The 19,767-nt window shown below is 43.5% G+C and carries 18 protein-coding genes; 13 read left to right on the forward strand and 5 right to left on the reverse strand.

The annotated features are described in order from the left end of the window. Positions 1-94: 94 nt before the first annotated feature. The 3 genes from BUE31_RS07065 to BUE31_RS07075 all read right to left on the reverse strand — a co-directional run bounded on the left by BUE31_RS07065 (position 95) and on the right by BUE31_RS07075 (position 3,775). The gene (locus BUE31_RS07065) at positions 95-1,051 is read right to left on the reverse strand and encodes a transglutaminase family protein (protein WP_073401782.1); all 957 of its coding nucleotides are present in this window, start codon (positions 1,049-1,051) and stop codon (positions 95-97) included. 140 nt (positions 1,052-1,191) lie between these two features. Then, the gene (locus tag BUE31_RS07070; RefSeq protein ID WP_073401784.1) at positions 1,192-2,127 is read right to left on the reverse strand and encodes an alpha-E domain-containing protein; all 936 of its coding nucleotides are present in this window, start codon (positions 2,125-2,127) and stop codon (positions 1,192-1,194) included. Positions 2,128-2,326: 199 nt separating this feature from the next. Continuing rightward, positions 2,327-3,775, reverse strand: coding sequence for a circularly permuted type 2 ATP-grasp protein (locus BUE31_RS07075; RefSeq protein ID WP_073401786.1), 1,449 nt, complete (start codon positions 3,773-3,775; stop codon positions 2,327-2,329). Between the two features lie 421 nt (positions 3,776-4,196). Here BUE31_RS07075 and BUE31_RS07080 point away from each other — a divergent pair, with 421 nt between their 5' ends. The 8 genes from BUE31_RS07080 (at position 4,197) to BUE31_RS07115 (ending at position 9,641) form a co-directional block, all read left to right on the forward strand. Further along, positions 4,197-4,751 (forward strand): hypothetical protein, encoded by a 555-nt coding sequence (locus BUE31_RS07080; RefSeq protein WP_073401788.1) that lies wholly within the window; start codon positions 4,197-4,199, stop codon positions 4,749-4,751. Between the two features lie 201 nt (positions 4,752-4,952). Beyond that, positions 4,953-5,351 carry an ester cyclase gene (locus tag BUE31_RS07085; protein WP_073401790.1) on the forward strand — a complete coding sequence of 133 codons (399 nt, stop codon included), beginning with the start codon at positions 4,953-4,955 and terminating at the stop codon, positions 5,349-5,351. 265 nt (positions 5,352-5,616) lie between these two features. After that, the gene (locus BUE31_RS07090; protein WP_073401792.1) at positions 5,617-7,038 is read left to right on the forward strand and encodes a DUF1593 domain-containing protein; all 1,422 of its coding nucleotides are present in this window, start codon (positions 5,617-5,619) and stop codon (positions 7,036-7,038) included. A gap of 219 nt (positions 7,039-7,257) precedes the next feature. Next, positions 7,258-7,446, forward strand: a complete 189-nt coding sequence (locus tag BUE31_RS07095) for a hypothetical protein (protein WP_073401794.1) — start codon at positions 7,258-7,260, stop codon at positions 7,444-7,446. Positions 7,447-7,930: 484 nt separating this feature from the next. Beyond that, on the forward strand, positions 7,931-8,260 hold the full coding sequence (locus BUE31_RS07100) for an ArsR/SmtB family transcription factor (protein WP_073401796.1): 330 nt from the start codon (positions 7,931-7,933) through the stop codon (positions 8,258-8,260). Continuing rightward, positions 8,253-8,729, forward strand: coding sequence for an SRPBCC family protein (locus BUE31_RS07105; RefSeq protein WP_073401798.1), 477 nt, complete (start codon positions 8,253-8,255; stop codon positions 8,727-8,729). Before BUE31_RS07100 ends, BUE31_RS07105 begins: the two co-directional genes overlap by 8 nt. Positions 8,730-8,732: 3 nt before the next feature. Then, positions 8,733-9,170 carry an LIC_13387 family protein gene (locus BUE31_RS07110; RefSeq protein WP_073401799.1) on the forward strand — a complete coding sequence of 146 codons (438 nt, stop codon included), beginning with the start codon at positions 8,733-8,735 and terminating at the stop codon, positions 9,168-9,170. 15 nt (positions 9,171-9,185) lie between these two features. Continuing rightward, the gene (locus BUE31_RS07115; RefSeq protein WP_073401801.1) at positions 9,186-9,641 is read left to right on the forward strand and encodes an SRPBCC family protein; all 456 of its coding nucleotides are present in this window, start codon (positions 9,186-9,188) and stop codon (positions 9,639-9,641) included. 377 nt (positions 9,642-10,018) lie between these two features. On the opposite strand, the gene BUE31_RS07120 is transcribed toward BUE31_RS07115, so the two are convergent. Next, a complete protein-coding gene (locus tag BUE31_RS07120) occupies positions 10,019-10,921 on the reverse strand; it encodes a metallophosphoesterase family protein (protein ID WP_200801887.1) in 903 nt (300 codons plus the stop codon). A gap of 569 nt (positions 10,922-11,490) precedes the next feature. On the opposite strand from BUE31_RS07120, the gene BUE31_RS07130 reads away from it, so the two are divergent. From BUE31_RS07130 to BUE31_RS07150, 5 genes are all read left to right on the forward strand, one after another. After that, positions 11,491-13,992, forward strand: a complete 2,502-nt coding sequence (locus tag BUE31_RS07130) for a glucosidase family protein (RefSeq protein WP_073401805.1) — start codon at positions 11,491-11,493, stop codon at positions 13,990-13,992. A gap of 454 nt (positions 13,993-14,446) precedes the next feature. Next, positions 14,447-15,154: a DNA alkylation repair protein gene (locus BUE31_RS07135; RefSeq protein WP_073401807.1), complete on the forward strand. Its 708-nt coding sequence runs from the start codon at positions 14,447-14,449 to the stop codon at positions 15,152-15,154. A 187-nt stretch (positions 15,155-15,341) separates the two neighbouring features. After that, positions 15,342-16,214: a PfkB family carbohydrate kinase gene (locus BUE31_RS07140; protein WP_073401809.1), complete on the forward strand. Its 873-nt coding sequence runs from the start codon at positions 15,342-15,344 to the stop codon at positions 16,212-16,214. A 1-nt stretch (position 16,215) separates the two neighbouring features. Further along, positions 16,216-16,620, forward strand: a complete 405-nt coding sequence (locus tag BUE31_RS07145; RefSeq protein ID WP_073401811.1) for an iron chaperone — start codon at positions 16,216-16,218, stop codon at positions 16,618-16,620. A 328-nt stretch (positions 16,621-16,948) separates the two neighbouring features. Continuing rightward, positions 16,949-18,295, forward strand: coding sequence for an FAD-binding protein (locus tag BUE31_RS07150; RefSeq protein WP_073401813.1), 1,347 nt, complete (start codon positions 16,949-16,951; stop codon positions 18,293-18,295). 13 nt (positions 18,296-18,308) lie between these two features. Here the strand turns inward: BUE31_RS07150 and BUE31_RS07155 are convergent, their stop codons facing one another. Next, positions 18,309-19,742: a sensor histidine kinase gene (locus BUE31_RS07155; protein WP_143167048.1), complete on the reverse strand. Its 1,434-nt coding sequence runs from the start codon at positions 19,740-19,742 to the stop codon at positions 18,309-18,311. Between the last annotated feature and the right edge of the window lie 25 nt (positions 19,743-19,767).

Consider the following 19,767-nt stretch of genomic DNA (forward strand, 5'->3'; position numbering starts at 1 on the left):
TGAACTATGAACCATCAACCATGAACTCCCCCTATTGCTTCTCCCACATGCCACTTTCCGGCTATGAACTATGAACCATCAACCATGAACTCCCCTACTGCTGTTGCTGGATCTCCATATACCGCTGGTAGCTATTCTTTTGCGCTGAAGTAACATGGGTTACCGCGGGGTTTTCGCTGACATGCCTGTCGGCATTGTTTAAAACATTTTCATCATCAACAGATACGGCAACTTCAAGCGTATGGTTTGACGAGCCTTTGTAAACGCCCTTAACCGGCGAACAATCCGTAAAGTTACGGCCAACAGCCAGGCGCACATGCGTTTCATTAGCAATGCAGTTATTGGTAGGGTCAATCCCCAGCCAGCCAAAATCGGGAATATAGGCTTCGGCCCAGGCGTGGGTTGCACCTTCTCCGCGCATATTGTTACGGCTGGTGCAAATGTAACCGCTAACATACCGGGCGGGGATGTTTACCATGCGCAGCATCTCCATCAGGATGTGGGCAAAATCCTGGCAAACACCGGCTTTTAGCTTCCAGATCTCATCCAGGCGGGTCTCAACAGTGGTAACCCCTTTTATGTAAGTAAAATTATCATACACATACTGGCAAAAGCGCTGGGCAACATGGTAGGGGGTATCGTCCTTTAAGCGTTCTTCGTCAACAATTACTTTAAGCTCACCTATGCCTTCAAAATATTCCTGCTTCAAAAAATCAATATAAGGCACCACAAATTGTAATCGTTTTAGATCTTGCCACTGCTGTGCGGGAAAAATATCGCTCACCGGCAAAGCGCGGTGTTTGGTACTTACCCATATTTTTGAGTTGATGGTAAGCACGGTATGCGGTTCGGAGTAGGTAAAGCTGCCCACTTCGTTACCGTAATAATCAGTATGCGTATCAACCTGCGGATTCCCGGTTATGGTAAGCTCCTGCTTTATCACATCCTGGAACTCATCTTTTATAGGGAACAGGATGATCTGGTTGGCGCTATCCCGCGCCGGCCCCTCGTATATGTACCGGGTTATATGTTGAATTTCAAATTCTGGCATGAGGTTTTAATTAGTGAATTACTGAATGAGTGATTTAGTGAGTTGTGAATTTTGATCTGCCAATTCACTCATCTTTAATCTAAATATTTTAACTTTCTTCTTCCGGACTTTCGGACTTTCCCGACTTTCGGACTCCAACTCTACGAGTTGGCAAAATAATGTTCATTCAAAGCGTTCCCTATTCCGTAAAGGTCCTTCCTTATCTGGGTTAGGTACTGGTGCAGGCCATCCTGCTCAATACTTTTAACCGAGCTGTATTTTATCTTGCTTTGCAACCGGCCGATCTGGAAGGAAAGCTCCCTGAAATCGTCCATATTGCTATTGTTCTTCAGCCTGTCGAAATACCGCTGGATGTTATTTACCGAGTAGATAACCGAGCGGGGGAAATCGTTATTAAGCACCACCTGCTCCAGGATATTGCCCGCTTCAAAACCCTCGCGGTAGGTTTTTAAATAAAGCTCGTATCCGCCTATTGATTGCAGCAGGTGTTTCCAATAGCTGGTATCGGTAAGCAGGTCGGGGTTATCGCTAACTGAGCCAAACTTAATATCCAAAATATCCACGCTCTGGATCGCTCTTTCCAGGTACTTGCCAATGTTCATAAAACTGCGGCCCTCGCCGCGTTCCATGGTAATCTCGGCTGTGCCATAATAAAGCATTACCTGTTTTATCAGCACATCAAGCACTCCAATAGGGTCTTCGCGCTGCAATGACTTCTCTATTTTCGGATCTTTTACCGTATGATAATACTCGTTAAGGCATTGCCACAGATCTTTCGGGATATGTTCCTGCACCCCCCTTGCGTTCTCGCGCGAAATGGTGATGATATTAATAATAGAGTTCGGGTTTTCCTTCCCCGTAACCATATATTTTAATACGGCGCGACTGTTATTATCCAGCCGCTCGGTCTCCTCCTCGCCTGATCCGGCGAAGATCCTGATCACCGGCGCCCACGTAAACTCCTGGATGGTATCCTGGCTCGATGCATAATTGATCTTGAGCATCCGCAGCATCCCATCGCTGCGCTCAATATACCTGCTTAACCAATAAAAACTTGCTGCTACCCTGCTTAACATATTTTGTGTATTTCGGAATTCGGATGTTCGATTTCGGATTTATTTTTGATTTTGGATTTGGCTTGATTTCGAAATTCGGATATCTGATTTTTGTTTTTGGTTAATTTTGGTTCCTTTATTATCATTCGATGTTCAATCATTTTTTCTACACTATCTAATTCTAAAATTCCGAAATCGAAATTCCGAAATCCGAAATTCCTCACGCCAGCACCCACGTATCCTTGCTCCCGCCGCCCTGCGAGCTGTTCACCACCAGCGAGCCTTCTTTTAGGGCCACCCGCGTCAATCCGCCCGGCACTATCTCAATGCCATCCGGGCCATACAGCGCATATGGCCTCAGGTCTATCCGCCGGGGTTGTAATTCACCCTGCATATAACATGGTGCTGACGACAGGCTGATTGTTGGCTGCCCAATAAAGTTCCTTGGATCTTTCATTACCTCCAGCTTATACTCCTCAATTTCCTGTTCGCTTGCCGCATGGCCCATCAGCATGCCATAACCGCCGCTGCCATTCGTTTTTTTAATCACCATTTTATTGATGTTCTCAAATACATGGGCGCGTTCATCAGGGTTACCTAATTGGTGCGTTGGTACGTTTTTAAGGATCGGCTCCTCATTTAAATAATATCGGATCATATCCGGCACATAAACATACACCGCTTTATCATCAGCCACACCGGTGCCTATTGCATTCACTATGGCAACATTTCCCTTACGGTAAGCCCCCATGATCCCGGCAACACCCAGCATGCTTGAGGGATTAAACACCAGCGGATCGAGGTATTCATCATCCACCCGGCGATAGATCACATCCACCTGTTGCAGGCCCGTAGTAGTTTTCATAAACACCTTATGGTTGTTCACCACCAGATCGCGCCCTTCTACCAGCTCAACCCCCATCAGGCGGGCCAGTGTAGTGTGCTCAAAATAAGCCGAGTTATAGATCCCCGGACTCAACAATACGATAGTAGGATTCGGGATCTGCCTTGGCGAAAGCGCCAGCAGGTTTTTGTACAATATGGTTGGATACTCCGTAACGCTCCGCACCCCGCATTGCGGCAGCAGATCAGGGAATAACCGTTTGGTGATCTCACGATTCTCCAGCATATAGCTCACGCCGCTTGGCGTACGCAGGTTATCTTCCAGCACATAAAAAGTGCCGTCATAATCTCTTATAATATCAATCCCGCTGATGTGTACATAAATATCATACGGCACCTGCAGCTGGTACATCTCCCGTAAAAAATGCGGACAGGAGTAAATAATATCAATCGGCACAATGCCGTCTTTAATAATGAACTGGTTGTGATAAACATCTTTCAGGAACAGGTTAAGCGCGGTAAGCCGCTGCTTAATGCCCCGCTCAACCAGCGCCCATTCATCCGCAGTAATAATGCGGGGGATAATATCAAACGGGAAGATCTTCTCAATCCCCTCACCGCTGTTGTACACCGTAAAGGTAATGCCCTGGCTCATGAACAGCCTTTTGGCCAGCTCTTCCTTTTTGTTCAGGTCATCCGCAGACTCGCCCGAAATATATTCGATCACCTTGCGGTAATGATCGCGCACATTGGCGTCGGCGCCATACATTTCGTCCCAAACTCCGCTAATCGGACTGTATTTATCAAAATAACCAGATTCCTGCATATCTAAAAACACTAAAAACTATAATATAACAACAAGTTATTTTAAAAACCGTAATTTATGAAGTGTTTTTGTATAAAAACGAATTATTTAGCAATTATTTTAAGATATTTTTAATATAAATTGATTTTTTATCTAAAAATGGCAATTTATTAAAGAGGTAAAAGGCGAAAAATTAAGGGTAAAAGGTATAATGTATCATTTTAACCAGTCCAAATATCCCCCAACCGTCATGCCGAATTTATTTCGGCACCCCACAGGACATTTCCGCATGAATGGTGTACACTTAGCATGTGAGGTGCTGATCCGATCAGTTGGCGGACAGCATGACGTACTTTTTCATCACTAGTCCCGCAAAATTTTAAATCCCCATGCAACCATTCCCCTCACCCCATCGTCTTGCTCATATAAAAACCATAAAAACATGATCTACACACTTTCACAATTAAAACGCATAACAATTTTTGCAGCGCTCATAATCACAGCAGCATTCAGCGCACAGGCGCAAAAAGACACAAAAGTTATCGGCAACAAACCCCGGTCGGGTTCGGCAAACAGCAGCTACGATTTAGCTAAGGGGAACCAGGTAGGTATTAAAATGAATGCCGGCAGCAAGCCCGTTCAATTGTTAAAGTTCAACTTTGATGTGGAAAACGTAAGTAACGACACCCTGCAATTCAAGGTAAACGTTTACGAGTTTAACAATGTGGCGCCGGGTAAAAACCTGGCAACTAAAGAGATTTATGGCGCAGTCCCCAAAGGCAAAAACCGTGTAACCGTAGACCTTGAACCCTACAACATCATTGCAAAAAAAGACATCCTCGTAGCCATAGAATGGCTAAAATCCTACCACGGCGACAATCACTTCGCCATAGGCCTTTTCAACGGCGGCACCTACCACTACGACAACGGCGAATGGAAAAAAACATCCGTTGCCGGCGTTGATTTTAACGTACTGGTAAGGAAGCTGAAATCATAAGCATTTAGGTTTCCAACTACCATAAGGATTTTCTCAGTGATCAGCTTATAGATAGTCAACTTTACAATAAACCCATCTATTAATGGCTAATATCTAAATATTAGCCATTTTTTATTTGAGATTCATAATTGCGACCGAGCTATTATTCTAATAATATTATTATATTAGCTATAATTAATTATCACCTAAACCCCACTAAACATGGAAAATAAAGACTTTATGCTCCGCTGGTATAACGAACTGTGGAATCAGGGCGATGAAAGCATTATGGACCAAATGCTGCACCCACAAGTAAAAGTATATGGCCTTAGTCCTGAACCAACGGTTGGCATTGATGCATTTAAGCAATTTTATAAAAATTTCAGAAATGAGCTTACAGACATTCATATTACTATTGATAAAAATATTGCCGAGAGCGACTATGTAGTTTCACTATGCACAGCTACAGCCAAACACAAGCAAAGTGGCAAGCGGGTAAGCTTCACAGGAACATCCATTGCTCAATTAGAAAATGGCAAGATCATATGTGGCTGGAATCATTTCGACTTTTTAACACTTAACCTGCAAATAGGTAAAATAACACCGGAGCAATTAAATTAGCCGCCGTTGTTGGTGTTGTCACCAACAACCCGCGATGTTTGTGATATGAACATAGTCCGCCAATGCATACACGCCACAGCCTCATCCTCTTGTTGGTGACAACACCAACAAGGGCACGAATGAAATCGCGTTTAGGGCAGTTCCTTTTACTCACCAAAAATTGTAGCTTAGTATCTTAAAATAAGTTTACGCTTATAAACAAGTGTAAATATCCGGAGGGTTTAAAAGAGCATGATCCGGGATTAATTATTGCAGATAAATAGAAATGCACAAGTTTAAAATTTTCTTAAAATCAGGTCTCCTGGCAATAACGCTGTTGATTTCTATCGAAACCTATGCGCAACAGCCAAAATTAAGAGTATTAGTACTTACCGATATTGAAGCTGACCCTGATGATTCGCAATCGATGATCCGGTTTCTTACTTACTGTAATCAGTGGGATGTTGAGGGCCTGGTGGCGGTTACCTCTATCCATCAAAAAACAAGAGTTGCGCCCGAAACCATCCATGATATATTAAATGCTTATAAAAAGGTTCAGCCTAATTTGCTGAAACACGAAAAAGGCTACCCAGCCTATGAATATTTAAACTCAAAGGTAAAAAAGGGCCTTCCTGTTTACGGCATGGAGGGCGTTGGTAAAGGATTTGACTCGGAAGGCTCTGAATGGATAATTAAAGTATTAGAAAGACCCGACCCGAGGCCGCTATGGATCTGTGACTGGGGCGGAGCAAATTGTTTAGCACAGGCCCTTTGGAAAATCAGGCAGACTAAAACGGCTACCCAAACACAAGCCCTGGTTAAAAAGATCAGGGTTTATACTATTTCTGACCAGGATGATTCAGGCCCATGGATCCGGAAAAGCTTTCCCGACCTGTTTTTTGTTTGTAGTCCGGGTTATACTTACGGACAAGCTACCTGGCTGGGTATGTCATTCGGAATGCCGGGGTCGAACAAAGAAGTAGTAAGCAACGAATGGCTGGGAAAAAATATACAGCAAGGCCATGGCCCGCTGGGGGCGGCCTACCCGGATGTGGCTTACGGCATGGAGGGTGATTCGCCATCATTTTTATTCTTGATAACTAATGGATTAAATGATCCGGAACATCCAAACTATGGCGGCTGGGGAGGACGATATGAATTTTACACACCTGAATTGTCGCATGTGCCTGATCCTTTTGCGCGGCCAAACTGGCCGGTTACCCAACAGGAAACCCGCCCGCTTTGGACAAATGCCGAAGATTCTGTTTACGTTGCAGCAGATAAAAAAGGCTATAAAAATATCCAGGCCACGATCTGGCGCTGGCGGGAGGAATTTCAGAATGATTTTGCAGCACGGATTACATGGACAACCAAAAGTTACAAAGCCTGCAATCACCCACCTGTACCCGTTCTGGCTATTCCCGATCATTTTACGGTAAAATCTGGTCAGCAATTTCATTTAAGCGCAAAAGGTACTTACGACCCTGATGGCGACTCCATGAGTTACCGCTGGCTGCAATATCCTGAAGCAGGAACATATAAAGGCCTGGTAAGCTTTTCACCATATTCCAGTAACCTGTACGACCTGCCGGTTACAGCGCCTGTTGTTACTTCAGCGCAAACCATCCATTTTATTTTGAAAGTTACAGACAAAGGCACTCCTGCCTTAACCAGGTATAAACGGGTTATAGTAACAGTTGAGCCTTGATCCGGGTATTTTAATAAAGCCAACAAGGGACGAACTGTTGTTGTGTGTTTGTTATTTTGCCCGCCGTTGTTGGTGTTGTCACCACCAACAAGGGTGCGAATGATTAACATTAAATTAACATACAAATAACCATGTGTTAATATCATAGTGTTACTTTTACATACTTCTCTAATATCGTTTAACCAGTTCATTAATTGTAACTCTTTAAAACTATTAACCATGGAAACTAACGTAAAAATTGAAACCAAAAACAGGGAAATCTCCCAGATCAAAGCAAATTCAGAAGATGAGTATTGGTCAAAGAAATACGATGTTTCTACCGAGCAGCTTAAAGAAACAGGAGGCATTATCGGCATCTCTGAAAAAATCTTAAAGCTTACCACAAAAAACAAAAGCTTTAGCTTTTAAGGCATTTCGAAGCTTTTACCAGGTAACTACTATTGCAAATTTCGACCTGCACGTTTATATTTAAACGGGTAAGCTTTTGCTTTGCTTTTTTTACTGTCTTGTCATTGCGAGCGATAGCGTGGCAACCGCGAACTTTACAGGGCGAATAGTAAGGTGTAGAACTTGTATTGCGGTTGTGTACAGCATGCGGTTGCCACGCTTCGCTCGCAATGACATAGTTTATATTAATTTTCTTAAAGCTTTGTTAGCAGAAAAGATTTCTCAAATCATACTTACTAAGCCAACAACAAAACCATAAAAGCTGCTTTGTAAGCGAACAAGTTCCCGCGTTCATCCTTCGAGGATGACACCTTTCTCATCCGCACATCCGCACATCCTCCCCCCTCATCTCAAAAAAATATTTGCATTTTCCAAAACTATTGGTAAGTTTGTACTAACGGTAAGCTAATACTTACCAAATAGTATATATCAAAACAAGAAAAGAATGGGTCACGCAATCAGCAATTCCGAAAAAGCATTTAACGCACTGGGCGACCCAACCCGCAGGGCCATCTTCGAAAAACTGCGGACAAGTCCGCTGGCTGTGGTTGACATAGCCGAGGGCCTCCCCGTAAGCCGCCCTGCAGTTTCACAACACTTAAAAGTTTTACGCGATGCCAAACTGATCAGCATCAACCAGCAGGGCACAAAAAATATTTACCAGGTGGATAGGGACGGCATTTTAGCCATGCGCAATTACCTGGATAAGTTTTGGGATGAGGCATTGGGCGCATTCAAATTATTAGCAGAACAAGAAGAAAAAAATCATGAATAGCTTAAAAATCGACACCATCAAAAAGGAGCTCCTGGTAGAAGCTTCCCAGGCGACCGCCTTTAAAGTATTTAGCGAACAAATGGACCTGTGGTGGCCGCGTACCCACCACATTGGCAAATCACCCATGACCGAACAGGTGCTGGAGCCTGGCCCCAACGGCCGCTGGTTCTCGCGCCATGAGGACGGCAGCGAAGCCAACATCGGCCATGTTTTGCAATGGGATCCAAACGGCCTGCTGGTTTTAGCCTGGAAGATCAACGGCGATTTCCAGTATGATCCGGAGCTGTTAACCGAAGTAGAGGTACAGTTTATCCCGCAGGGCCCAAAAACAACAACCGTAAAATTTGAGCACAAAAACCTGAACCGACTTACCGGCCCTAAAGTTGTTGAAAGTATGGACAAAGGCTGGAGCGATATTTTGGAACTGTACAAAAACATTACTATCCGGGAAGAACTTGTAATTAATTGAAAAATGAAACCAAAACTATTATTGCGCATTGCGGCGGTGCTGATGTTCCTGCATACTATCGGCCATAGCTTTGGCGCGTTCAGCTCAAAAAAAGCACCCAATGCAGCTGTGGCCGCTGTAATTAAGGGAATGGAAACAACTCATTTCGATTTTATGGGCAGGTCAGTAACCCTGGCTTCCTTTGACGATGGCTTCGCCTTTATCATGATCCTGACGCTGCTGTTTATCAGTATCCTGCTATGGCTGCTCTCCGCCGAAACCGGGAATAGCCTGTCGAGCAGATTGGTGCCGCTAGTGGCCGTACTCCTGCTCTCAATGGGTATTCTTGAATATATTTACTTTTTCCCATTTGCGGCAGCGTTTTCTTTAATAGCAGGTTTATGCACCCTCATAAGCTTGTTTACCAAAGATGCTAACGGCAAGCCTGTATTAAACACTTAAAAACCAATCAGCAAAATGGATCAGCAAAATTACCACAGCACTATCACGGTTAATACCAGCATAGCTGCAGCTTTTGAAAGTGTACAAAAACGTGTTAATGAATGGTGGACACCCGATTTAGAAGGCGATTCAGAAAGACCAGGCGATGAATTTACCGTACGCTTTGGCGATACAGCCGTATTGTTCAAAATACTAGAATTAGACGTTAATAAAAAAATAGTTTGGCAGGTAATAAAAAGTTACCTGCCATGGCTGCAACACAAAGACGAATGGACAGGCACTTCGTTGGTATGGGAGTTTAAGCCCGATGGCAATTCAGCCCGGATTAGTTTAACGCATATTGGTTTGGTGCCCGAAATTGAATGTTATGACAACTGTGTAAAAGGGTGGAATTTCTTTTTTACACAAAGCCTATACAAATTGCTTACCGAAAATAAAGGAATGCCGAATCTCGTCAAAAGCGAACGGTAAGCCAGTGGGCAGTTTTGCGTTGACAATGGGTAGTAAAAAAGTTCTTTTTCTTTCCCAGTCAGCAGATAAGCTTCGGCAAAAATCCGAAAAAACTGATGGCCCAAAGCGTCGGCAAGGGGCATAGGAAATTTTTGCATATAAGGTCTGCACGAGACGGGGTAGCCAGGCAAAAAGATTCTAGCCCGTGGTTTTTTGGGATTTGTGCGTGAAAGGCCCAGTGCGCAAAGGAGCATTTCTGCTGACTTGATTTTTGGTTACTTTGTATCAAGACAAAGTAACTAGGCCTCCGCGGCCATGAGCGGGAAGATGCTCAAGTTCTAAAACAAAAGCCCATACGAAGCAACCCGAGTTAGCTGTTACCTCCGCAGAAGAAAAACCTACCTCACCGTAAACACCAACCCATCCTTAAACCCTGAAAAATCCGCATTCAGCTCCCGCGATACCAGCTGTAGCGAATCATGAACGCGCCGCACCTCCAGATAATGAAACATAGGCTTATAACCGGCCGAAAGATCGGGAGTTACGGCGTTTGCATACAAAGGCTGATGCAACCCGCCCCCGCCGCCAATAACCAAAAAATCCTTTCCCTGCATATTGAAACGTTCGAAATTATGTGAGTGTCCCGAAACAAAAAGCACACATTTTTTTGAGTTGATAAAAGCCGGCAAAAAGTTTTGCCGTACCTCCATTGAAGGTTTTACAATTTTGCTGTTTGTATAAGGCGAATGATGACAGCCAACGATGATGAACTTAATAGCCGCATCGGCATCCAGCTTTTTTATGGCGCTGCTATACCAATTATCCTGCGCCAGGATCTCGGCGGTCGTCATTTTACTAAAATTCGAGTTCAGCAAAACCACCGCAACGGAATCAATTATTTCGGTATAACCTGCCGGGTTATACATAGGGAACCGTGTTTTAAAATTCCTGGTTCCCTTACGGGCATTAAACATCACCTCATGGTTACCCAGCGTAGCATACACGGGAATGGAATCATGCGTGCATTGTTTGATATAAGCGTCAATATGGGTCCACTTTTTAGCTTTATAACCTAATGAAACCACATCACCCAAGATAAACAAACCCGAAGGGCGGACAGCATCCACATCCTTAAAGATCATTTCGGTAGCCTTTAGGTTGTGGTTTGATTTAAGGAGCAATTTCTCCACCCACATAGGTTCCTGCGTATCACTGGCAAAAGCAATAACAGGCTTCCTCACCTGCGCAAATGCAGAAGCCATAAAAAAGCTAAATACCAAAACACCTATAAACCTGTGCATGATTTAAAGAACGTAAATTTAAGGAAAGTTGTATAATTGGCTATTAGTCAGTGGTCATTAGGCATTGGTGGATTGCATTTAAGCTTCTTAATTTTTTCTTTCCCCGTCAGCAGATAAGCTTCGGCAAAAATTCGAAAAACTGATGGCCTAAAGCGGTGGCAAGGGGCATAGGAAATTTTTGCATACAAGGTCTGCATCATACAGGGTTATCCGGCAAAAAGATTCCAGCCTGTGGTTTTTTCGGATTTGTGCGTGAAAGGCCTCGTGCGCAAAGAAGCATTTCTGCTGACTTGATTTTTTGGTTACTCTTTTATCAAGAAAAAAGTAACAGCCCCCGCGGCAATTGAGCGGGAGGGTCATTAAGTTCTAAAATAAAACATCATTCGAAGCAACCGCGTTAATAAAATATCGCAGTTCTCCCTGCTCACTCACAACTACCGACTTTCCTTCCCCCCAACAATTTATCAAAAAGTACAAAAAAAACATCAGCTTGTACTCATAAACAGGGGACTATTTATAATAGTTTTACATCTACAAGCTCAGCTTGTCCAAATTATAAGCAGTATACCATGATCCAAAAAATCCAGTCAGTCTTTTTTGTTCTTTTACTTTTTCAGCAATTGAGCTTTTCCCAACCAAAAAGAAACGACGGCATAAAACATGATCCCGCTGCCAAAACCATTACCATCACAGTTCCCGGTAAAAAGCTCTCTATAATGATTGACTATTCATCCGGCTGCGTAATAAAACAATTAAACATAAAAGGCAATAACACGCTATCTCCCTCAGGCGTTTATACCGGGATTGAAACCCCAAACGGAACGTTTACTTCAAATGGTCATCATAACAAAATAAAAATAACAGAAACACCCAACGGCATAACATTAACCGGCATAAGTTATGGTGATGCCGCGCTCACTGCAACAGAAACATGGGATTTTAAACTGATCGCCAATAAAATCCTTTGGGACATCACCCGACAATACAGTAATACGGCCCAATTGGAAGACCAAGCCTTCCCAAAATGGAACTTTGCCGATCTTTCTGTTTGGAAAGGCGGCATTATTGATAACGGCGGGATGGTTTGGTGTAAATACCTGAAACAGGTAAATGATACTTACGGCGTACACACCGGCGGGGTAACCTTCTGGAACGCAAAATCAGGAGATGCATTACAGATAACTGCAAAACCCGGCACCGGAAATGTGATTGCCGCCAAATATTCGCACAGCGCTAAAAACGAGTTTACCTGTACCCAGCTGGTAACCAATACCCCTTTGCAGCAACGTTACAATTTAAGCCGCTTTGTGTCGCAAAAAGCGGATGTATTTGCTCCCTTTGAAGTCAAAAAAGGAAAGGTAAGTGCACATTTTGAATTGCAGTATGAAGACTATTTCACAAAATATTCAAGAGGCACACTTACCGGAATTGATGCGGATGCCGTGCGTGAGCTGATGAACACCACCGGGAGATATGGCGTGGTAGATAATAATATTATAGGCGCAAACGGCTGGCTCACCAACTGGAAATGCATGCACGAACCCTTTTTTGCACAAATAGGCATGGCGGTAGATGATAAAAACTATACTCGCAACCTCTCCGCCACCCTAAACCAGGAGCGCGACCAGGCGATGCTTCCCGACGGGCGGGTTTTATCCCGCTGGCACAACGAGCCCGGCGATGAGATCCCCGGCACCTATAATGCCAAAACAGGATATTATGAGGCCCAGTGGGGTTATACAGTTGATTCGCAAACGGGTTATCTGATCAACACCAGCGAACAATTTGATCTTAACGGAGATGTGACATGGCTGAAATCGCACCAGCAAAGTTGCGAAAAAGCGCTCGAATGGCTGCTCAAACGCGACTCCAACAACAACGGCATATTTGAAATGATAAACAACAATGTTGCAGAAAAAAAAGCCAGCGACTGGCTGGATATTGTTTACGCCGGTTATGAAAATGCATTTGTAAATGCGCAACTATACGAGGCACTAAACCTGTGGGCAAACTGCGAAAAGGTGTTGGGCAATCAACAAAAATCGGACTATTATACAGCGGTGTCTCTGCGACTCAAAATAGCCATGAATAAGCCGGTTGAAGAAGGTGGTTTCTGGTCGGCAGCCAAAAAGCAGTATGTATATTGGCGGGATAAAGACGGTTCTGTTCATGGTGACAACCTGGTTACCCCGGTAAATTTCGCCGTTATTGCCTTCGGCATCTGTGACGATCCGCAGCGCATCGCCCTTATCCTCGACCAGGTAGAACAGCGAACAACCGCCGAAAAACTATTTCACTGGCCGCTGTGTTTTGATTCTTTTAAAAGAGAAGAGGTACAGGGCGGAAACTGGCCATTCCCCAAATATGAAAATGGCGATATCTTCCCTACCTGGGGCTATCTTGGCATCAGGGCTTATGCTAAATATAATAAGGGCATTGCCCTCAAATATGTCAACAACATTTTGGAACAGTACAAAAAAGATGGTCTGTCCTCCCAGCGGTACAGCAGGATTACCCAATTAGGTATGGGCGATGATATCTTAGCCGGCATCTGCACCACAATTACGGGTCTATACAGGGACATTTACGGCATCCGCCCGATATGGAACCGGATGGGCCTTGAACCAAACATGAGCAAAACGCTTAACGGCACACAATTTTCATACACCCTCCGCGATACCGCGTATCAATTAAAACTAAGTGTAAACAATTATGCAATGCGCACCAATACTTTTTCAGTTAAAAGCAATGAAAGTTTTGGGGCATCCCGTTCAGGAAATAAACTAACCTACTACCACCATAACCGCGATAGCGCCCTGCTGCAGGTAGCTGCCTCGTCTAATCATCCAATTGACCTGCAAATTAATTCATGGCATACAAAAGAGATCTCCTTTACCATCATTCAACCAAATAACTACGAATTTACCATCACCGGGCTGCAACCGGATATAGGCTACCAGGTACAGGTAAATAATATCGTTCAGCACTTAAAGACAAAAGCCAATGGCATCCTCACCCTAAAGAAAGTTTGCAAGGCATCCACCAAATTCGTTATTAAAGAAGGTATGTAACAGAAATCTTTTTCTTTCCCCGTCAGCAGATAAGCTTCGGCAAAAATCCAGCAAAACTGATGGCCTAAAGCGCCGGCAAGGGGCATAGGAAATTTTTGCATACAGGGTCAGCATCAGAAAGGGTAGCCCGGCAAAAATATTCCAGCCCGTGGTTTTGCTGGATTTGTGCGTGAAAGGCCCCGTGCGCAAAGAAGCATTTCTGCTGACTTGATTTTTGGTTACTTTGTATCAAGACAAAGTAACAGCCTCCGCGGCAATTGAGCGGGAGGATGTTTAAGTTCTAAAACTAAAGATCATTCGAAGCAACCCGCGTTAGATCTCCGCCCCCCATCCGCACATCTGCATATTCGCACATCCGCACATCATCTCCACCTCCACAAAATCGCCAATAAAAATATTGACAAACAATAAATTTAATATATTTATAATAACAAACCATTAGCAAAAAACCACCATGGAAGTAAACGAAATAATGGCTGAGCTTAAAGCCAACGGCAGCGATAGCATTAAAAAGATCTTGCTGAAACATGGCGTTAAAGAGCCGTTTTTCGGGGTGAAGGTAGAGTATTTAAAAACGATCCAAAAAAAGGTAAAGACAAATTACCAGCTGGCTAAAGACCTGTATGCAACCGGCAATGCCGATGCCATGTACCTGGCAGGCTTGATAGCTGATGATGAAAAAATGACGAAGGATGAACTGCAAACCTGGGTAAAGCAAGCAGTCTCAAATAACATAGCCGAGTATACAGTCCCCTGGGTTACCACTGGTAGCCATTACGGATTTGAGCTGGCAAACGAATGGATAAATAACAAGGATGAACGTATTGCCGCGTCCGGCTGGTCTACGCTTTCCAACCTGGTCTCGTTAAAGCCTGATGATGAGCTGGACCTAAAAGCTTTAAAGGGTTTACTTACCAGGGTTGAACAAACCATCCATTCGTCACAAAATCGCGTACGTTCCGCCATGAATATTTTTGTGATCTCGCTGGGCACATACGTAGCTGCATTAACTGACGATGCCATTGCAGCCGCAAATAAAATAGGAGATGTTACGGTAGATAAAAATGGTACAGCCTGCAAAGTACCAAAGGCTGTTGAGTATATCCAAAAAGCACTGGGCAAGGGAAAGCCTGTTGCCAAAAAGAAAACTGTGAAGTGTTAAGATAATTACCTCTTTCTTGCCTTGCTCATCATTTGAAGATGAGTAAATTGTTAGTACGTTCACGCCAATACAATAAATTCCCGGCGCATTTTCCTCATCCGCACATCCGCAAATCATCCGCACATCCAAAATTCGCACATCCGCACATCTGCAAAAATTATTATCTTGCCAAATTACAAACAACAACATGCTTGATCTTTGCTGCATAGGCCACATTACATCCGACAAAGTAGTAACTACCAAAACCACCATGCATATGGCCGGTGGTACGGCTTTTTATTTTTCGTACGCGGTTAGTAAGCTCGATGTTAATTACCTGCTGGTTACCGCCCTTGCCCCAGCCGAAATGCAGTATGTGGCCGACCTGCGCGATAAAGGCGTTGAAGTAAAAGTACAGCCCAGCGCCCATACTGTTTACTTCGAAAACATCTACGCGGAAGACCAGGACCAGCGCACCCAAAACGTTTTGGAAAAAGCCGATCCGTTCGAAATAGAACCGCTGCAAACCGTAGACGCAAAAATATTCCACCTGGGCCCGTTGCTGGCCGATGATATCAGCACTCCGCTTATAAAAAACCTGGCTACCAAAGGCCGGGTAAGTCTTGATGTGCAGGGCTATTTACGCAAGGTAGTGAACAAAAAAGTACACGCTGTCGACTGGCCCGGCAAAAAAGAGGCCCTTCAATATGTGCACACTGTAAAAGCCGATGTTGCAGAACTGCAGGCTCTTACCGGCCTTAAAGATACCGCACAGGGCGCCAAACTACTGGCCGACTGGGGTGTGAAAGAAGTAGTGATCACCAATGGCAGCGGCGGATCTGTAATTTACAGCGAGGGTAAATCTTATACCATCCCGGCCTGGCGCCCGCGCACGGTAGTTGATGCAACCGGCTGCGGTGATACCTATATGGCGGGCTATTTATACCGCCGGGTAAAGGGTGATTCCATTCAGCACTCCGGTGAATTTGCGGCCGCTATGGCCAGTCTTAAAATGGAGCGTCCCGGGCCATTCACCGGTACAGAGGAAGATGTGATACAATTTTTGAAAACCCATCAATAATATGGAAACCGCGGGGCAAACAATATTTAACACCTACCTCAACCGGCAGGATGACCTGTTTAAACCCGGTCTTATTGCGTTGCGCCAGCTTATCCTCTCCATAATCCCCAATGCCGAAGAAACCTTCAGCTACCAGGTGCACTGCTTTAAACATATCTATATGCTTGTTGGAATAGGCGTAACCAAAGATTTTTGCAGCCTGTATACCATGAGTCCGCCCCTTGTAAAAATCATGAAGGATGAATTAAAAGGTTACAAAGCATCAGGCGCCACCGTCCATTTTAAACCCGGAGAGCCTTTACCTGTCGCTTTAATTACCAAAATAGTTTTGGCACGCATCCAGGAAAATGAGCTTTTAACCTTAAGCCTCGGAAAGAAGAAAGAAGAAATAAGCACTATACAATAGGCAATCAAGGTCATTAAATTAAAGAGAATTGCAGCTCCCCTCTTTATGCGAAGCAAAGAGAGGGGCGGCGAGCGAAGCAATGCCGGGTGAGTCCACGCCGCCATGCATTCACGTCAATGCATTTGCGTTAATATCGCGAGCAGAATTTACCCACCCGGTCGACTGCGCTAGCCAGCGGATGGACCGCCCTCCCTTCACTGCGCGGAAGGAGGGCAAAAAAGCTTAGCCAATCAAATTGTTATTAAACAAGCCACCGAAAATATCTTTTGTTTATATCTGCCAATAAACCTTACCTTGTAATAACCTGTTATAGTAATACCCGATTATTATGAAAAGAAAAACTTTTATCCAGTTAAGCGCTACTTTAATGGCAACACCTCTTATATCCCCACTTAATTCATTGGCATACCAGCAAAGGCTAAAAAACTGGGCTGGTAACTTAACCTTCAGTACCGATAATGTTTTTTACCCAAAAACTGTTGAGGAAGTACAAACCCTTGTAAAACAGCATGGCAGGATAAAAACCCTGGGTACCCGCCATTGCTTTAACCGCATAGCCGATAGCAAAGACAACTTAATTTCTACAAAAGAAATGAACAAAGTAGTAGCTATTAGCGCCGATAAAAAAACAGTTACCGTTGAAGGAGGAATAAAATACGGCGAGCTTGCACCTTACCTGCACCAAAAGGGCTACGCACTGCATAACCTGGCCTCGTTGCCGCACATTTCAGTAGCAGGATCTATAACAACCGCTACTCATGGCTCCGGTGTTAAAAACGGAAACCTTGCCAGCGCGGTTACCGGTTTAGAAATTGTAATTGCAGATGGCAACGTTGTTCACTTATCTAAAGATTCCGATCCCGAAAAATTGAATGCCGCCGTGGTTGGCTTGGGTGCATTAGGCGTAATAACCAAAGTAACTCTTCAAATCCAGCCCACTTATATGGTAAGGCAAAATGTTTTTATTGGCCTGCCGATCGACCAATTGAAGCATAATTTTGAAAAAATAGTTTCAGCAGGTTACAGCGTAAGCTTATTTACCGACTGGCAAACCGACCATATTAACGAAGTTTGGATAAAAAGCCGCATAGGTATTGATAGTGATAAAGTACTGCCTGAATTTTACGGTGCTAAAGCTGCAACCAAAAATCTGCACCCCATAATTGCCCTTTCTGCCGAAAACTGTACCGAACAAATGGGCGTGCCCGGGCCATGGTATGAAAGGTTGCCGCATTTTAAAATGGGGTTCACGCCTAGCAGTGGTAAAGAGCTGCAATCGGAATATTTTGTACCTATGCACAATGCTGTTGAAGCAATCCAGGCTATCTCAAAACTAGGTAAAGCTATAGGCCCTCATCTATTTATAACCGAAATAAGGACCATAGCTGCCGATAATTTATGGATGAGCCCATGCCATAACCAAACATCAGTCACCATTCACTTTACCTGGAAGCAGGAAACTGAAGCAGTATTAAAACTATTACCTCAAATTGAAAAGGTACTAGCGCCATTCACCCCCAGGCCGCATTGGGGTAAAGTGTTCACCCTTGATCCCAAAGTATTAGGATCGCGCTACGAAAAGCTGCACGATTTTAAAAACCTGGTAACCGAATATGATCCCCATGGAAAATTCAGGAATGATTTTTTGGGAAGAAACATCTATCAAAAGGCGTAAGTAATCGCAATCGCTAATTGCAGGGGATGCTAATAATAAACCTGCTAAAAAGGCCGGGTTCCGATTTTACTTCAATATGTCCGTTCATTTGCGTTACGGCATCTTTAACCAGGTAAAGCCCCAAGCCCGAACTATGTTTATTATTACCTACCATATAAAACTTGTCGAAAATGCGTTCCTGGTCTCTTTGCCTGATCCCTAAACCATTGTCCTCCACCTCAATTACTGCGGTTACTTCCTGCTGGTATGTTTTTACTTTCACCCATTGCTCCTCTTTTTTTGAATCACTGTACTTTATAGCGTTTGATACCAGGTTATTTAATATTACCTGGAGTTTCAATGCATCGCTATTAATCTCATCAAGTTCAATTTCCTTATAAAAGTCTACTTCTTTTCCACTATTTCTGTAATGATTCTGCGCTATTACATCATCAATAATAGAAGTTAAATGACATTCTTTTTTAATAAGGCCCGCGTGTTTGCTCTGAATAAATAACATCATTTCATTAATAAAGTGATCTTGTTTTTCAAGGCTCTCCTTCATTATTAATATATATGCTTTAATTTGCACAGGGTCAGTTTCTTCATCTATCAGTTCTATCAATCCAATAAGCGCAACCAATGGCGATCGCAGGTCATGCGTAACATTAAACACAAATTTGTCCAGCCCGGCATTAATTACCTGCAGATTATCATTCTGATCAATTACTTTCTTTTGGGTATTGGCCAGTTTACCTATCATGATCCCTGCATATGATAGTGAACTGATTAAAATAACCAGGGTGATTAAAACATTGGCTATAAAAATATATAACTTAATTTTACGGCAAATTACGCCAAGCGTATCTGAAAATGCCTCTTCCTTAATGGTAAGTTCGGCCGAAATATCATTAATTGACTGGATAAGTAATTTCCTCCCAGCCGTTGACATTTTACCTTTAATTATTTCAGCGTGCGATTGCAAACCAATTTGATGCAGTTTATTTACCATTACATCACCTTCAGCCCATATCCCAATCACATTTTTAAACATGGGTAAACGCTGAAAGTTACTAAAAAGCCATATGATGTCATCAATATCGTCAGGGTGATTTTTCCCTTGCAAAAAGCCTTTTTTTGCCAACTGGTAATCACTATTTGATGACAATGCGATCCTGGCTATATGATCACCAACAGGGATACTGATATCCCGCTCAAAAGCAGCGAAATCACTTTCATTTTCCTGGGAAATATAATTGATCAAATGAGCCGATGCATCTTTTTGGCCTTTTGAATATTGCGACTCGCCATTGATGTAAGCTCTTGCAGCAGACAATATCCTGATAGAATAAAAATTCATTACAATCATCACTGCTGATGCCATTACCACTATCAACAATAAAACAAAAGAAGTTTTTTTGAATAACAGTTTGAGTAAGGATGCAGGTGATCTGGGTTTATCTTTCAAAACAATAAAAATTAACTATTATCAA

The sequence above is a fragment of the Mucilaginibacter sp. OK098 genome (assembly GCF_900142915.1).
Taxonomy (GTDB): domain Bacteria; phylum Bacteroidota; class Bacteroidia; order Sphingobacteriales; family Sphingobacteriaceae; genus Mucilaginibacter.

Bases quoted from the DNA above. Each gene is read 5' to 3' on its own strand.
- BUE31_RS07115 (WP_073401801.1), top strand. From the start codon at position 9,186: ATGGATCAGCAAAATTACCACAGCACTATCACGGTTAATACCAGCATA.
- BUE31_RS07120 (WP_200801887.1), bottom strand. From the start codon at position 10,921: ATGCACAGGTTTATAGGTGTTTTGGTATTTAGCTTTTTTATGGCTTCT.
- BUE31_RS07140 (WP_073401809.1), top strand. From the start codon at position 15,342: ATGCTTGATCTTTGCTGCATAGGCCACATTACATCCGACAAAGTAGTA.
- BUE31_RS07095 (WP_073401794.1), top strand. From the start codon at position 7,258: ATGGAAACTAACGTAAAAATTGAAACCAAAAACAGGGAAATCTCCCAG.
- BUE31_RS07150 (WP_073401813.1), top strand. From the start codon at position 16,949: ATGAAAAGAAAAACTTTTATCCAGTTAAGCGCTACTTTAATGGCAACA.
- BUE31_RS07145 (WP_073401811.1), top strand. From the start codon at position 16,216: ATGGAAACCGCGGGGCAAACAATATTTAACACCTACCTCAACCGGCAG.
- BUE31_RS07075 (WP_073401786.1), bottom strand. From the start codon at position 3,775: ATGCAGGAATCTGGTTATTTTGATAAATACAGTCCGATTAGCGGAGTT.
- BUE31_RS07105 (WP_073401798.1), top strand. From the start codon at position 8,253: ATGAATAGCTTAAAAATCGACACCATCAAAAAGGAGCTCCTGGTAGAA.
- BUE31_RS07070 (WP_073401784.1), bottom strand. From the start codon at position 2,127: ATGTTAAGCAGGGTAGCAGCAAGTTTTTATTGGTTAAGCAGGTATATT.
- BUE31_RS07085 (WP_073401790.1), top strand. From the start codon at position 4,953: ATGGAAAATAAAGACTTTATGCTCCGCTGGTATAACGAACTGTGGAAT.
- BUE31_RS07090 (WP_073401792.1), top strand. From the start codon at position 5,617: ATGCACAAGTTTAAAATTTTCTTAAAATCAGGTCTCCTGGCAATAACG.
- BUE31_RS07080 (WP_073401788.1), top strand. From the start codon at position 4,197: ATGATCTACACACTTTCACAATTAAAACGCATAACAATTTTTGCAGCG.
- BUE31_RS07065 (WP_073401782.1), bottom strand. From the start codon at position 1,051: ATGCCAGAATTTGAAATTCAACATATAACCCGGTACATATACGAGGGG.
- BUE31_RS07110 (WP_073401799.1), top strand. From the start codon at position 8,733: ATGAAACCAAAACTATTATTGCGCATTGCGGCGGTGCTGATGTTCCTG.
- BUE31_RS07100 (WP_073401796.1), top strand. From the start codon at position 7,931: ATGGGTCACGCAATCAGCAATTCCGAAAAAGCATTTAACGCACTGGGC.
- BUE31_RS07135 (WP_073401807.1), top strand. From the start codon at position 14,447: ATGGAAGTAAACGAAATAATGGCTGAGCTTAAAGCCAACGGCAGCGAT.
- BUE31_RS07130 (WP_073401805.1), top strand. From the start codon at position 11,491: ATGATCCAAAAAATCCAGTCAGTCTTTTTTGTTCTTTTACTTTTTCAG.